The following is a 15462-nucleotide window of genomic DNA, read 5'->3' as shown; positions in this document are numbered from 1 at the left end:
ATGGGCTTTGCACCTACAATCAAGATATTCTCAACTTCCACTTTTAAACTTTCAAGAATATTACAGAGGACAGCACATGCACTTTAGCCAACGTCTAGCAGTCATTGTTTTAACTTGTGGACTCAGTGCTGGCTTAGTCGGCTGTGGTTTTCATCTTAAAGGCACCAATCCAAGCATTGCACCAGTGGCTTATTCAAAAATGAGTCTGGCTTTACCGAGCAATGCTGAAGAATTAGAAGAAAAACTTTCCATTCACATGGGTACAGCGGGCGTACAACTCAGCAATGACCCGAATGCTTATGTACTACGTGTACTTGACTATACACCACGTCGCTTGGAATTGAATGGCAAACTGGTGGAAACCTTGTTGCGTTTAAGCGTGACTTTCCGTATTGAAGATGCGCAAGGCAACCCGATCACCGAACCTCGTACCGTCATGGCAACGCGCAGTTATCAATACGATGTCGCAACTGTGAATACCGATGATCAGGAACAAAAATTCTTAAAAGAAGTCATTATTGATGATGTAGCACAGCAAATTGTGCGTCAAATTTCATCTAATCGTTTACCTTTGGTCAACCCACCTGTGTATTCAAACCCTAAATAAGTTTTCGAGTGCGAATTTTTTATGAAACTTGACTATCTACAAGCCCTCAAACGTGTCGATGAAGCACGGGGCGCATGGATTTTGCATGGTCAAGAACCTCTGCTCGAACAGAACCTGCTTGATGCTTTTCGTGCCAGTTGGCAGAAACAAGAGATTGAACGCCAGCGTTATGACTTAAATAGCGTGAGCGACTGGAAAAATGTATTCAATGCTTTGAACAGTTTGTCACTGTTTTCGAGTCAATTGGCAGTTGAAGTACACGGCAATATCAAACCCGATGCCAGCACACTCAAACAACTGAAAAGTTATATTCAGCACAATGAACAAAACTTGCTATTGGTGGTGATGCCAAAACAAGATAGCAATAGCCTGAAATCTAGTTTTTTTCAGTTGATTGATGCCAATGGGGTCAATGTTGCACTCACCGCAAACTACCCTAAAGATCGGCAGCAGATTTTAGCTTTAGAAGCACAAAAGCTGGGTATTCAATTGGGCCATGATGCGTGGCAATGGTTGGAACAACATCATGAACACAACCTTTTGGCTGCCAAAAATAGCTTAATGCGGGTCAGTGACACCTTTCCTGAAATTCAGCAGATTCAGATTGAACATTTACATGCCTGTTTACAAGATCAATCTCGTTATAGCACTTATGATTTAAATGATGCTTTACTGACGGGAAATCTAGCGCAAGCTATGAAAATTTTTCAATACCTCATGACTTCGGGTGAAGCCATGAGTTTAATTTTGTGGAGCATCAGCAAAGAAATGCGCCTGCTGATGCAATTATTTGAACAACCACAAAATGCTTTGCAACTGGGTATCTGGAAAAACAAAGTCAGTGTTTATCAGCAAGCTTTGCGACGTTTAAATCCAAATAGTTTCTTGCAATGGCCCGCCCTATTATTGCGTATTGATGCCGCCATTAAAGGGATGTCTAAGGAAAACCCCGAACACTTAGTGCTACAAGCCATTACAGAACTCTGTGGTAAAACGCTGTTTGCTTCTCACTCAGCTTAATTAAGCAGACTTCTTCATCAAAATAATTTTTAAAATTGTCTGCTTTTCAGCGGATTAGCTAAAGAAACGTGCAAACCAACTTTTGCCTTTTTTGTGTTCCTGCGAACGCAAATAATGCAGCATATTGTCGCGTACTGCATCGACATAATCCTGATCATCATGCTGAATATGGTTAATCAACCATTTAGACAACAAACGATACAAGTCATGTTCTACCGATTCGCCATTGGCAAAACGCTGACGGCAATCATTCAAACGCTTCACAAAGAGTTCATGAATACCGCGATGCGATGGTAAGTATTGATAATTGACCTGTGACAACAAGTTTTCTTCAAAGCTAAAATGCGATTGCGTATAGTCAATCAAGTCATCCAAAACTTCCTTGATTTGCTCCCGCGCACCTGTCGCCCGAATTTTTTCTAGCGCATTAATATAGTCCAGAATTTGTCGATGTTGATTGTCAATCACATCAATTCCGATATTAAATTTCTCACTCCACTCCATGATGTACCCCCTCAGATTTTTTGCTTAAAATCGTGTCTTATTGCATCATCCCGATGCCGTATTATCCTAATGATTAAATCCATAATTATTTTATGGAATTTAATACTATCTGCTTTTAATTCTTAAATCCATATAAAAAATAAGGTTTTTAATCAACTTAGACCATAGTTGTATTTTTCAGTATTTATTATAAAATTTCATAAAATTATCATAGAGATGAAACAAAATACCCCACCCCATTCGCAGATGCTATTTTCCTTTTTTTATGGATGTAATACAGTATTCAGATTGTGTTAAATCTAGCTCAAACCACCAATAAATAATTCTCATTTGCAGTTTCTTCAAAAAATTCACGATTTATCCTTATTTCACTTCTATAATTCTTTTTAATTTCTTTTTTCTGTTTTTTGACTCATGCCAAAAATAAAATCGACCAAACTTATTGTGGGAATTCTCATTGCGCTGATGCTGGCATTTGCCGCTTGGTATTTTTTAAAACCAAAACAAGAACAACCACAATACATTACTGCCGAAGTGAGTCGTGGTGATATTGAAAGTGCGGTTTTAGCAACAGGCGTGCTTGAAGCCACCAAAATGGTCAGTGTTGGTGCGCAAGTTTCGGGTCAAGTCAAAAAAATGTATGTTCGGTTAGGCGATCAGGTCAAACAAGGACAGTTGATTGCCCAAATTGACTCCGTACGACAGGAAAATGAGTTTAAAACAGCTCAAGCCAATATTAAAAACCAACAGGCACAATTGGCGGTTCGACAAGCCAATCTCGCTAAAGTCGCAGCAGAGTATCAACGTCAACAAGCCATGTATGCGCAAGATGCGACATCACGCGCCGAACTTGAAACGGCCTTAGCTAACTATAAAACCTCGCAAGCAGAAATTGCTGCCATTAACGCTCAAATTGAACAATCACGCCTAACTTTAGACACGTCTAAAGAAAATTTAGGTTACACCCGTATTCTTGCCCCGATGGATGGCACTGTCGTCGCAATTGTGACCGAAGAAGGTCAAACCGTGAACGCTAATCAAAGCGCACCCACGATTGTTAAATTAGCTAAACTTGACACCATGACCGTGAAAGCAGAAATTTCTGAAGCAGATGTGATGAAGGTCGAAGAAGGTCAAACAGTTTATTTCACTACCTTGGGCAACAGCGAGAAAAAACATTACGCTACTTTACGTCAGGTAGAACCTGCACCCAAATCCATCAATACCGAAAGCAATAACAACACCTCATCATCTTCAAGTTCTGCCGTGTACTACAACGCTTTATTTGACGTACCAAATGAAGACGGCAAGCTACGCATCAATATGACCGCACAAGTGTCCATTGTTTTGGCAGAGGCACGCAATGTACTGACCATTCCTGCTGCTGCAGTTCAAGGTGCAAACCGTTCACGCAGTCGTAGCAACAGCAATAACTCAGACAGCAACGCACGTACTGAACGCAACAATACCGATGCCAGCTCTGCCAAACGCCCTGCCCGTTTGGAATTGACAGCCAATGAAAAAGCCTTGGTTGATCAAGGTAAAGCCTCTTTAGGCATGGTACGCGTGCTACAAGCCGATGGTTCAGCTCGACCACAATCGGTATTGCTTGGCTTAAACAACCGTGCAACGGTACAAGTCATTCGCGGCCTAAAACTGGGCGATCAAGTCATTATTGCCGATGGTTCTGATACCTCAAACGATGCGGCGAAGCGTGGTGGTCGTGTTGGCCCATCAGTGAGAATGTAAGATGAGTCAGTCACAACCTCTGTTAGAGGTCACCAATCTGACCCGTGAATTCCCTGCGGGTGAATCTACAGTGCAGATTCTCAAAGGCATTGATCTGAAAATTTACCCAGGTGAATTGGTTGCCATTGTAGGTCAGTCGGGTTCGGGAAAATCCACCCTCATGAATATTTTGGGCTGTCTTGATCAACCCACCACGGGCAGCTATAAAGTCAAAGGACGTGAAACCCGACAACTTGAAGCCGATGAACTGGCACAGCTCCGTCGTGAATATTTTGGTTTTATTTTCCAGCGCTATCACTTATTGGGCGATTTAAGCGCTGCGGGCAACGTCGAAGTGCCTGCAATTTATGCAGGTGCCTATGTTGAAGAACGACAAGCACGCGCGACTGCGTTGCTCAGTGACTTAGGTCTAGCCGATAAAACTCAAAACCGCCCAAGTCAGCTTTCAGGTGGACAACAACAACGTGTATCGATTGCACGTGCCTTGATGAATGGTGGTGATGTGATTCTTGCCGATGAACCCACAGGTGCACTCGACAAGAATAGCGGTATTGAAGTGATGCGGATTTTGCGTGAGCTGAATGCCAAAGGTCACACTATCATCTTGGTCACACATGACCATAATGTCGCTAAAAATGCCACACGGATTATTGAAATCAGTGATGGGCTTATTATTTCTGATCAGCCCAACACACCTGCCAACCAGGATGATATTGCCCAACAAACCTTGCAACATCCACCACAAAAAAGAACTTCAGCTTGGCGCTCTGTATTTGATCGTTTAGGTGAAGCCTTCCGCATGGCGCTACTGGCGATGAATGCACATCGCATGCGCACCTTTTTAACCATGCTCGGGATTATTATCGGGATTGCTTCAGTTGTATCTGTTGTGGCACTCGGCAATGGTTCACAGAAACAAATTCTAGAGAATATCAGCAGTTTAGGCACCAATACCATCACAGTGTTTCAGGGGCGTGGTTTTGGCGATACCTCACGCTCATCTCAGCTCCAAACCCTAATTCCTGCAGATGCCGATGCTTTGGCAGAACAACCTTATGTGGATGGGGTCAGCCCATCGGTCAATAGCAACGTCACAGTACGCTTTAAAGACACAGAAGCGTCCGCCACAGTCAATGGTGTGAGTGAAGACTTTTTCTATGTACGCGGCATGAATTTCCAGTCCGGTCAGCCTTTTGACAAACACAGCGTACTGGAACAAGCGCAAGATGTGGTGATTGATCACAATACCAAAAATACTTTCTTTAGTGATGGCAGCAACCCAGTTGGGCAAGTAATTTTATTGGGCATTGTACCCAGCCGTATTATTGGCGTGGTCGAAGAACAAAAAAGCATGATGGGCAATGCCGACAGCTTAAATGTGTATTTGCCTTACTCTACGGTAATGAGTCGCATGCTCGGTCAAAGCCATGTGCGCAACATTATTGTACGAGTCAAAGATGAATATCCAAGTGCTGCAGCAGAAAATGCCATTCTGAGTCTGTTGGTACAGCGTCATGGTGCGCAGGATGTATTTACTCAAAATGCCGACAGTATTCGCGAAACCATCCAACAAACTACCGCCACCATGACCTTACTGGTTTCTGCTATTGCAGTGATTTCACTGGTGGTGGGTGGAATTGGCGTAATGAACATCATGTTGGTCTCTGTCACAGAACGCACCCAAGAAATTGGGGTACGCATGGCAGTCGGCGCACGACAAAGCGATATTTTGCAGCAATTTTTAATTGAAGCCATTTTAGTGTGTATTTTAGGCGGTGTACTTGGCGTCTTGCTCGCACTCGGAATTGGGCAATTGATTAATCATGTGGCAGGTGGAACCTTTCAAATGGCGTACTCCACCACCTCGATTGTAGCCGCTTTTGTATGTTCAAGCCTAATTGGGATTGTGTTCGGTTTTATTCCTGCACGTAATGCTGCCCAACTGAACCCTGTCGATGCGCTATCTAGAGAATAAGGAATTAGAGTAAGGAATGATGATGCGATTTAACCAGAAGTCACGACAATTCAGCCAACTCGTCACTGCGCTTTTTCTTGGCAGCAGCTTAGTGGGTTGTGCAGCCGTAGTCAAAACACCTTATCAGGCACCTGCTGTAAATATTCCTCAACAGTTTGAGCAGCAGCAAAAAAGCCAGCAAGCCCTTGCACAACTAAATACAGACCGTTGGTGGACACTCTTTCACGATGCTGCTTTAAATCAATTGGTTGAACAAGTCTTGGCGCGTAACAGTGACCTCGCGGTTGCAGGACTGAATTTACAACAAGCCAGATTACAAGCAAAACAAAGCCAAAGTCAGCAAGGTGTCCGGATTGGCAATGCAGGTATTTCTACAGGGCATCAATTTAGTTTAGAGGGCAATGGTGATACAGCGCGTGGGATTTCGCTGAATTATCCCGGACTGAGCTATGAATTGGACTTATTCGGTAAACTTGCCAATCAGACTGAAGCTGCACGTTGGGAAGCCTTAGCCACCGAACAAGACTTACAAGCCACCGCACAAAGCCTGATTGCAACCACTGCCAATTTATATTGGCAATTGGGTTATTTAAATGAACGCTATGTTGTCGCACAACAAAACCTTGCCAGTACGCAAAAAACGTATCAATTGGTCAGTGCGCAATATCGCGCGGGTGCAGTTTCGGGGCTAGATTTAAATCAAGCCGAGCAAGCCTTACAAAGCCAAAAATCGACCTTGAGCCAAATTGCACAGCAAAGAGTTGAAACGCGTACCGCCTTGGCAGTTTTACTGCATCAACCTGTACAAATGCTAAATATCAAGGAACCACAGAGTTTAGCTGCTGTTCGTCTACCCAATATTATTGCGGGATTACCTGCAGAATTGCTATCACGTCGTCCCGACTTACGTGCAGCTGAATTACGTTTACGCAAAGCCTTAGCCAACAAAGATGCCAATCAAGCCAGTTATTACCCATCTATCAGTCTTACAGGCACACTCAGTACAGGTGTCGGTACAGGCGCGCATACCTCTTTAAGCGATGCCCTAAAAAACCCAATTGCCACTTTAGGTGCAGGTTTAACCCTGCCATTTTTGCAATGGAATGATATGCAGCGCGATCTAAAAGTGAATGCTTTGGAATATGAAAAAGCCATTGTGCAATATCGACAAACTTTATATAAAGCCTTTGCCGATGTCGAAAATGCACTGTCAGCACGAACCGCGCTGAATCAACAAGTCGCGCTGCAAAGCCGCAATTTAGCACTGGCAGAGAAAACTGAACGCTTAACTGAGGTGCGTTATCGGCATGGTGCGATTGCCTTAAAAAACCTGCTAGATGCACAAGAAACCACCCGCAATGCACGTTTAAGTTTATTGCAGACCAAGCAAAACCAATACAACGCCTATGTGACTTTATTGCAAGCGTTGGGTGGTAGTCCGATTCAAAACATTCAATAATGCAAGAGTTGATCTAAATTGATCACGATAAAAAAAGCCTGTGGATGATTTTAAACATCCACGGGCTTTTGCTTGCTTTGTATATAAACTTTGAAATTAAGTTTTCTCAGATAATAACGCTTCTTTACTTAATACTTGATGGCCACTGGTCGCAATAGGCAAACTGACTTTAAAAGTCGTTCCCACACCTTCTTTCGATTCCACCACAATTTGCCCGTGGTTCAAATCGACAAAACGCTTACACAAGACCAAACCTAAACCGGTGCCCTTTTCACCTGCAGTGCCTTTAAAACTAACAGTCAGTTTAGGCTCGAACAGCGTTTCAATTTGTTGTACAGTCATGCCTAAACCTGTGTCTTGGATATAAATATCCACACTGGTTTCTGTTTGTTCTGCACGTAAAATGACTTTGCCTGTACCATCGGTTAAGGTAAATTTCAGCGCATTCGAGACCAAGTTTTGAATCACCGAGGTAATCATATTGATGTCAGCATAGACTTTAATGCCTTCTTCAACTTGATCAATGAGTTCAATATTTTTCTTAATTGCCAAACTTTTCAAAACATTACAAACAATTTTGGTCGATTGCTTTAACTCAAAATTAATAGGGTGATAAACAAAGCGTCCACCCTCTGCCATTGCCCAATTCAATAAACTTTCTAACAAGTTATAAGTCGATTGTGCTGTATCGAATAAATAATCAGCTATATTTTGAATACTAGAATCATCCAAAGTTTCGCGCTCTTGCGCCAAAACCTCGGAAAAACCCAACAATCCATGAAATGGCGCACGCAAATCATGCGCAATAATCTGGAAAAACTTGGTTTTACTAAAATTCAATGCAGACTGCTGTTCATACATTTCTTTTAAGTCAGTATAATCAACTTTTAATTCTATATAACGTACCAAACCTGCAGCAAACTCCGCCACTGTCGGCACAGCACCTAAACTAAACGCCTCTTCACGATGATCAAATAGCAGCAACTGTCCAATCGAATCACCATCAGTCTTGAGTAAATCCAGCGCAATTAAACGCGCGGCTTCTATCCCCAAACTTGCAATATGCTGCACAAACTTCGCATATTGAGAATGTTGAGGTTCAATCAGTTGCTGACCTTGAAAGAAAGCGTCTAACTGTGCGGTTGGATTGGCATGAAAAGCTTTAAAAACTTGATTGGTGGAATACCAGAAATAGGGCTCATTTTTAAAAGTTAAAATGGCATGATCGACTTGCAGCATTTGACGGGCAAACTTCAAAAAACCATCAATTTGGTTACTTGGCGTATGTACGCCCAATAATAACGAGAGTTTGCAAGCATTGAGTTGCTCCGTCTCAGGACCAATTTCCAGCAACTGTATTTTCATTTTTGCCTCGTTAATTTAAAGTGTGCTGCCTTATGAATTATTTTTTCTGCAAAACTCGTCCATTGAATTCAGAGTTAACCTACAAATTTTAACACAAAATACAAGCTTTCAAACCCATTAAAAAACTGTGCCACAAATCGGCACCTCTTCTTTCATGCTTGTTTTTTCATCTATGCATGAAAAGAGTTAAGATCATGATGAACCATGCTTTCAGAGGGATCAAACTGTGCTTCAAACCACCAAATAAAATACGCCAATTTTTGTAAAATTTAGACCTTAAAAATAGATCTAAACTTTTAAAATATCAGTCAGGCTTTTTATCTGTAGATTTGCAGCCGTTTTTAAAGAAAATCTCAACTTCTATACAAGAATTTACATTACATCATACTGTAAAAAAATAATGTAAAATATTGATAAATTTACAAAATAAATAGAATAAATATATCTACCTATCATTTTCATCGATTATTTATCAAACATACGACTTAAGTCGGACCCTCAACTGGTTAATTTATAATAAAATATACATATATTTTTGATGTCATATCTTCATCATACGATTTGATTAGTATTTCAACACTAAATACTCAAGGCGATTTTTAGGTTTAAACAGGCTCGTTTTCACATTAAGCCGTGTCTTGACTCGCACAAATGCGACACATCATTTCGTATCGAAATGGCGTCATCACTGTAATTACGTTGACTGAAATGCATAGAGAGTCGATACTCTCAAGGTTAAATTAGGCAAATCGGTTCGCAGGGGCTGAGTCATTATCTCGCTCCTAAAAAACTCAATCAAAGCAAGGGGCTATATATGGCTGGTGGAAAGTCAAAAATCATTTATACACTGACCGATGAGGCGCCATTGTTGGCGACCTACTCTCTACTGCCGATCATTGAGACCTTTACTAAGCCTGCCGGCATCGAGATTGTCAAGAGTGATATCTCTGTCGCAGCACGCGTACTCTCTGAATTCTCGGAATACCTAACCGAAGAACAGAAGGTAGCCGACAACCTCGCAGAGCTTGGACGTCTCACGCAAGATCCAGATACCAATATCATCAAACTTCCAAACATCAGTGCTTCAGTTGCTCAGTTAGTTGCATGTATCAAGGAATTACAAGCAAAAGGCTATGCAATTCCTGACTATCCTGAAAATGCGGATACTGAAGAAGAGAAAGCTTTACTCGCTCGTTTTGGTAAATGCTTAGGCTCAGCAGTAAACCCTGTATTACGTGAAGGTAACTCTGACCGTCGTGCACCTGCTGCAGTGAAAAACTATGTAAAAAAACACCCTCACTCTATGGGTGAATGGAAGCAATGGTCACAAACTCACGTTTCACACATGGATGAAGGCGACTTCTACCATGGCGAAAAATCAATGACGCTTGACCGCGCACGTAATGTAAAAATGGAACTCATCACTCATTCTGGTGAAACCATTGTACTGAAAGAAAAAGTAGAGTTACTTGACGGCGAAATCATCGATTCTATGTTCATGAGCAAGAAAGCGCTTTGCGACTTCTATGAAAAAGAATTGGATGATTGTAAAGAAGCAGGCATTTTGTTCTCTTTACACGTAAAAGCGACCATGATGAAAGTTTCACACCCAATTGTATTTGGTCACTGTGTGAAAATTTACTATAAAGAAGCGTTTGAAAAACACGGTAAATTGTTTGAAGAACTTGGCATTAACGTCAACAACGGTATGGCAGGTCTTTATGAAAAGATCGAAACCTTACCAACTTCTTTACGTGAAGAAATCATCGAAGATTTACACGCATGCCAAGAACACCGCCCTGCACTTGCAATGGTGGATTCTGCAAAAGGGATCACCAACTTCCATTCTCCAAATGACGTAATTGTAGATGCTTCTATGCCTGCAATGATTCGTGGTGGCGGTAAAATGTGGGGTGCTGACGGCAAGCCTTACGACTGTAAAGCTGTAATGCCTGAGTCTACTTTCGCGCGTATTTACCAAGAAATGATCAATTTCTGTAAGTGGAATGGTAACTTCGACCCACGTACGATGGGCACTGTGCCAAACGTAGGTTTGATGGCGCAAAAAGCTGAAGAATACGGTTCACACGACAAGACTTTTGAAGTTCCTGCTGCGGGTGTTGCAAACATCACCGACATTGACACAGGTGAAGTGTTGATGACTCAAAACGTGGAAGAAGGCGATATCTGGCGTATGTGTCAGGTGAAAGACGCACCTATTCGCGACTGGGTTAAACTTGCAGTAACTCGTGCACGTAACTCTGGTATGCCTGCAATCTTCTGGTTAGACCCGTACCGTCCGCACGAAAACGAAGTGATCAAAAAAGTGCAAAAATACTTAAAAGATCACGACACGACTGGTTTAGACATTCAAATCATGTCTCAAGTACGTGCGATGCGCTATACACTTGAGCGTGTTGTACGTGGTTTAGATACCATTTCTGTAACAGGTAACATTTTACGTGACTACCTCACTGACTTGTTCCCAATTATGGAATTGGGTACTTCTGCCAAAATGTTGTCCATCGTTCCGTTAATGGCGGGTGGCGGTATGTACGAAACTGGTGCGGGTGGCTCTGCGCCTAAACACGTACAACAACTTGTTGAAGAAAACCATTTACGTTGGGATTCTTTGGGTGAGTTCCTTGCACTTGCTGCTTCTTTAGAAGAAATGGGCATTAAAGAAAACAATACGCGTGCGAAATTACTTGCATCAACCCTTGATCAAGCGACCAGCAAATTACTGGACAACGATAAGTCTCCATCACGTCGTACTGGCGAATTGGATAACCGTGGCAGCCACTTCTACTTGGCAAAATTCTGGGCAGAAGCACTTGCATCTCAAGACGAAGATGCTGAGTTAAAAGCGAAGTTTGCACCGCTTGCACAAACTTTAGCTGCAAACGAAGACAAAATTGTTGCTGAACTTGCTGAAGTACAAGGCAAATCGGTTGATATCGGCGGTTACTACGCGGTAGATCAAGCTAAAGTGAATGCCGTGATGCGTCCAAGCCCAACATTCAATGCTGCTCTTGATGCAGCTCAATAAGTTGATGCAAAACTAACCTAAGTTAGTAATGTTAAAAACCAGCGCTTCGGCGCTGGTTTTTTTTCACCCTCATTTATATAGTGTTATGACAACTATTTCATTTTATGCTTAGATCTAAATTTTATGAATGTGAGTTATCAAAGGTTAGGATTTTTCATTCAACTATAGCCATAAAATAAGGAAAACCTAAAATGGCAAATTCATGGGGAATACCAAAGCACATTGAAGATGCGGTCTTGGAGCGAAACCTGTGCTGTGTATATTGCGGCAAAAAATTTGGCACTGAAAGAGCTAATAAGAAGTCTTGGGAACACATTATCAACGATATAAGAATTACAACCTTATCCAATATTGCATTGTGCTGTGTTGGCTGCAATGCATCTAAAGGCAATAAAGACTTAGCAACTTGGCTCCATTCTGAGAATGCTCGAAAAAGAGGCGTCACCACTGAGACAATTGCAGATGTCATCAAAGTAGCTTTAGATAGTTAATAAAGCTTTTAAGTACTACAAGCCCTATAAGACACCCGATCAATCACATTTGATTATTGTATTGATCTAATAATTTAAGCTTAGCATCTGATTCCACCATGAGTATCCAAACAAAGATCTGGTACTCTTTTTACGAAGTGACCACCTGATATGTGGCTAATAGAATCATCGAAAATTTTCTAGGGATTTGATATAAGTTATTAATTTCAGACAATAAAAAAGCCCCCAAGTCTTAATATGCTTGAGGGCTTTTCCTTTATATGGTCCCGAGGGTCGGACTCGAACCGACACGTCATCTCTGACAGCGGATTTTGAGTCCGCCGCGTCTACCAATTTCACCACCTCGGGTAGGTGTTGATGGGTATCATAAACTTTTTTGACAGCTTGTCAACGCAAGTTTTTTGCAATTGCTTAAAATTAAATCAGCTGTCATTTTTTTGACTTATAATCGACCAATTTCATCTATAAAACCTAAAAAAGCATATACTAGGCGCAGTTATTCCAGTGATCTAACTTTTTTTATCATGCAACTTTCTGACTTTAATTTTAATCTCCCCGATGAACTCATTGCTCGTTACCCGCTAGCCAGTCGTAGTGCCTCTCGCCTGCTGCATCTTGATGCTCAAGGTCAATATCATGACCACCAATTTACTGACTTGCTGAATTTACTCGAAGCAGGCGATTTACTGATACTTAACGACACCAAAGTCATGAAAGCACGTCTTAAAGGTAAACGTGCCACAGGCGGTGCGGTTGAGGTCTTGGTTGAACGTCTGCAAGATCAATTTATTGCCCATTGTCATATTAAAGCCAGCAACTCACCAAAAGCAGGTGCAGAACTGTTTATTGGGCCTGATGCTGTAAAAGTGACTATTCAAGGACGTCATGAAAATTTATTTATTGTCGAATTTTCACAGCCTATTTTAGACGTGTTAGATGCCTATGGTCAGCTGCCAATTCCACCCTACTTTAACCGCGAAGCCGAAGCGATTGATACCGAACGTTATCAAACCGTATTTAACGACCCAACAAAACTCGCCAGTGTTGCCGCCCCCACTGCTAGCTTGCACTTTGATGAGGCTCTACTTCAACAGTTAGAAGCTAAGGGCATTCAAAAAACCTTTGTGACGTTGCATGTGGGCGCAGGCACATTTCTGCCCGTACGTACTGAAGATATTGCCAATCACATCATGCATAGTGAATGGTGTGAGGTTTCTGAGGCTGCCGTAGCGCTGATTCGTGAAACCAAAGCACGAGGCAACAAAGTTATTTCAGTGGGTACAACTGCCACCCGTGCTGTGGAAAGTGCGGCACAAGCCCATGCAGGCGAACTTGCGGCGTGGTCGGGTGATACGCAAATTTTTATCTACCCAGGTTATCAATTTAAAGTGGTGGATCGTTTGATCACCAATTTCCACTTGCCTGAATCAACCTTATTAATGTTGGTGTCTGCGCTTTCGAGCCGTGAAAATGTCATGCGGGCGTATCAACATGCTGTGGCTGAACGCTATCGTTTCTTTAGTTATGGCGATGCCATGCTGATTGATCAAGCTCAGTCTTAATTTTCAAACTGTAAAAGATATCGCCATGCCGCTCGATACCGTGAAACACTCCATTCATATTCGACGTAAGAAGAATCAGCGGGTATTTCGCAATATCGCTCGGTTATGGGATATAGGAAAAAAAGCGCAAAGCCATCAAGAAATTTTGGATGGTTTGCACCCTTGGCAAGATGACATTACCCTCAAGTTTGAAAATGTTTTGCCTATTTTGCTTGGTATTATGGGGGTGTTGTTCTGCTTATTGCTCTTGATTCAACCGAGCAATATTTGGCTGCAATTTTGTTTACTGATTGGTGTAGTCTGTATTTTTTGGGCATTTATTACCTATGAGCAAGACGACCCGATTGAAGAAGTCATCACCTTTTTAGAACAAGAAAGCATTGCACAGCGCTATCAACTGGCATGGCAGCAACCACCGCAGCACCTAGCCAAAACATTACAACCCATTTACTTTATTGCCCATTTAAAAGCGATGTTCCCCTTATTTCATTTGGGTAATCTTTCCAATGACATTACCCGCTATGCCAGTACCGTTTGGCTTGATCAACAGGGCAAACAACATCAGGTTTTGCTTTTTGAATATCGCTATGTCAGTGAAATACGCATTAAAGACAAAAATGGCAATGATTATAAAGTCAAAGAAGTGGTGCGCTATTTATCGGGTGTCTTTGTCTTTGATGTGAAAATTCAAGGTTTAGCCATTAGTACCAATAAAAAAACCTTTGGTGCACCCTACCATGTGCCGTGGCATACCAGTGACATTCGAATGAATCAAAAACTCAATTTCTTTGGTAGTGATGCGATTCAAATGGCGCGCACACTCAGCCCTGCTCTGGTGTTAAAACTGGATGATTTTTTCCAGCAGCAGCAAGGCGATTTATTGTTTCACCCTGAACGACACACCTTATGTTTTTTAGGCAACAAAAATCTGTTTGAAATTTCCAGTAAAGCAAAAAATATTCAAGATATTTCAGCATTACGTGGACACTTACGCACTTTTAAATTACCTTATTTGGAACAATTACAAACCGATTTAGTTGATTTTCTTGAATAAGAAAATGGTCTTGGGGCAACACTATGGGCATCGCAATTTTTCTTTTGGTCGTTATTGCTATCATCTTGATTGTTATAACGATTCGAAACAATATCGTGCGTCATTTCAATGCCACCATTCGTGCATGGGCAGATGTCACCAGTTTTGAGCGTCAAAAATTAAAAACCTTGGAAGAACTTGCGCCAGTGGTCGAACAATATGCAGGCATGGAAAAAGGCACTTTAGAAAAAGTGACTGAACTGCGTCAAAATATTATGAACCTAAACATCAACAATGCCGATGTTCATCAATTACAACGTGTTGAAGCCTTAAGCAAAGAATTGATGCGCAGCTTGAATGTGGTGGTCGAAAATTATCCTGAGTTAAAAGCCGATCAACTGTACTTAAAAATGATGCATGAAATTGATGAGCAGAATGAAAATGTCGGTGCTGCAATTACAATTTATAACCGCAATGTTGAACTATTTAATAATTATATACAGGTTTTTCCTAACAACATGATCAATACTGCAACCATAGCCAAAAAACCAGTGCGCGCTTTTCGTGATAACAGTGCAGCGCAAAGTTTTGATTATCGTCCAAACTTTTAAGTTATTTTTGATAGGTCAATAAAACAGCAAGCACGAA

At 41.7% G+C, this 15462-nt stretch carries 12 protein-coding genes and 1 tRNA gene; 10 read left to right on the top strand and 3 right to left on the bottom strand.

The window, feature by feature from the left end; genetic code table 11:
- Positions 1–76 precede the first annotated feature (76 nt).
- Both lptE and holA read left to right on the top strand, forming a co-directional pair.
- Positions 77–607 carry an LPS assembly lipoprotein LptE gene (lptE, locus tag L6C30_RS02350; protein ID WP_004974973.1) on the top strand — a complete coding sequence of 177 codons (531 nt, stop codon included), beginning with the start codon at positions 77–79 and terminating at the stop codon, positions 605–607.
- Positions 608–628: 21 nt separating this feature from the next.
- Positions 629–1627, top strand: a complete 999-nt coding sequence (holA, locus tag L6C30_RS02345; protein ID WP_236162586.1) for a DNA polymerase III subunit delta — start codon at positions 629–631, stop codon at positions 1625–1627.
- 54 nt (positions 1628–1681) lie between these two features.
- Here holA and L6C30_RS02340 read toward each other — a convergent pair whose 3' ends face one another.
- Positions 1682–2131, bottom strand: a complete 450-nt coding sequence (locus tag L6C30_RS02340) for a bacteriohemerythrin (RefSeq protein ID WP_236162585.1) — start codon at positions 2129–2131, stop codon at positions 1682–1684.
- Positions 2132–2545: 414 nt separating this feature from the next.
- On the opposite strand from L6C30_RS02340, the gene L6C30_RS02335 reads away from it, so the two are divergent.
- From L6C30_RS02335 to L6C30_RS02325, 3 genes are read left to right on the top strand one after another with little or no spacing between them, the layout of a single operon-like run.
- Positions 2546–3880, top strand: coding sequence for an efflux RND transporter periplasmic adaptor subunit (locus L6C30_RS02335; protein ID WP_230245365.1), 1335 nt, complete (start codon positions 2546–2548; stop codon positions 3878–3880).
- Between the two features lies 1 nt (position 3881).
- Positions 3882–5855, top strand: coding sequence for a MacB family efflux pump subunit (locus L6C30_RS02330; RefSeq protein WP_236162584.1), 1974 nt, complete (start codon positions 3882–3884; stop codon positions 5853–5855).
- 22 nt (positions 5856–5877) lie between these two features.
- Positions 5878–7314, top strand: coding sequence for an efflux transporter outer membrane subunit (locus tag L6C30_RS02325; protein WP_236162628.1), 1437 nt, complete (start codon positions 5878–5880; stop codon positions 7312–7314).
- 96 nt (positions 7315–7410) lie between these two features.
- Here L6C30_RS02325 and L6C30_RS02320 read toward each other — a convergent pair whose 3' ends face one another.
- Positions 7411–8679: a sensor histidine kinase KdpD gene (locus L6C30_RS02320; RefSeq protein ID WP_236162583.1), complete on the bottom strand. Its 1269-nt coding sequence runs from the start codon at positions 8677–8679 to the stop codon at positions 7411–7413.
- A gap of 814 nt (positions 8680–9493) precedes the next feature.
- Between L6C30_RS02320 and L6C30_RS02315 the strand changes: the two genes are divergently transcribed.
- A complete protein-coding gene (locus L6C30_RS02315) occupies positions 9494–11728 on the top strand; it encodes an NADP-dependent isocitrate dehydrogenase (RefSeq protein ID WP_236162582.1) in 2235 nt (744 codons plus the stop codon).
- A 191-nt stretch (positions 11729–11919) separates the two neighbouring features.
- Positions 11920–12219 (top strand): HNH endonuclease, encoded by a 300-nt coding sequence (locus L6C30_RS02310; protein WP_236162581.1) that lies wholly within the window; start codon positions 11920–11922, stop codon positions 12217–12219.
- A 261-nt stretch (positions 12220–12480) separates the two neighbouring features.
- Here L6C30_RS02310 and L6C30_RS02305 read toward each other — a convergent pair.
- A tRNA-Leu gene (locus tag L6C30_RS02305) sits at positions 12481–12567 on the bottom strand.
- 176 nt (positions 12568–12743) lie between these two features.
- On the opposite strand from L6C30_RS02305, the gene queA reads away from it, so the two are divergent.
- The 3 genes from queA to L6C30_RS02290 are packed head-to-tail and all read left to right on the top strand — an operon-like array spanning position 12744 to position 15425.
- Positions 12744–13781: a tRNA preQ1(34) S-adenosylmethionine ribosyltransferase-isomerase QueA gene (gene queA / locus L6C30_RS02300; RefSeq protein ID WP_070152800.1), complete on the top strand. Its 1038-nt coding sequence runs from the start codon at positions 12744–12746 to the stop codon at positions 13779–13781.
- Positions 13782–13806: 25 nt separating this feature from the next.
- The gene (locus L6C30_RS02295) at positions 13807–14835 is read left to right on the top strand and encodes a hypothetical protein (RefSeq protein WP_236162580.1); all 1029 of its coding nucleotides are present in this window, start codon (positions 13807–13809) and stop codon (positions 14833–14835) included.
- 23 nt (positions 14836–14858) lie between these two features.
- Positions 14859–15425, top strand: a complete 567-nt coding sequence (locus L6C30_RS02290; protein WP_230245371.1) for a LemA family protein — start codon at positions 14859–14861, stop codon at positions 15423–15425.
- Positions 15426–15462 lie beyond the last annotated feature (37 nt).

The organism is Acinetobacter sp. KAM396, from assembly GCF_021602765.1.
GTDB lineage: Bacteria > Pseudomonadota > Gammaproteobacteria > Pseudomonadales > Moraxellaceae > Acinetobacter > Acinetobacter towneri_A.
This window is presented reverse-complemented; position numbering and strand designations above follow the sequence as displayed.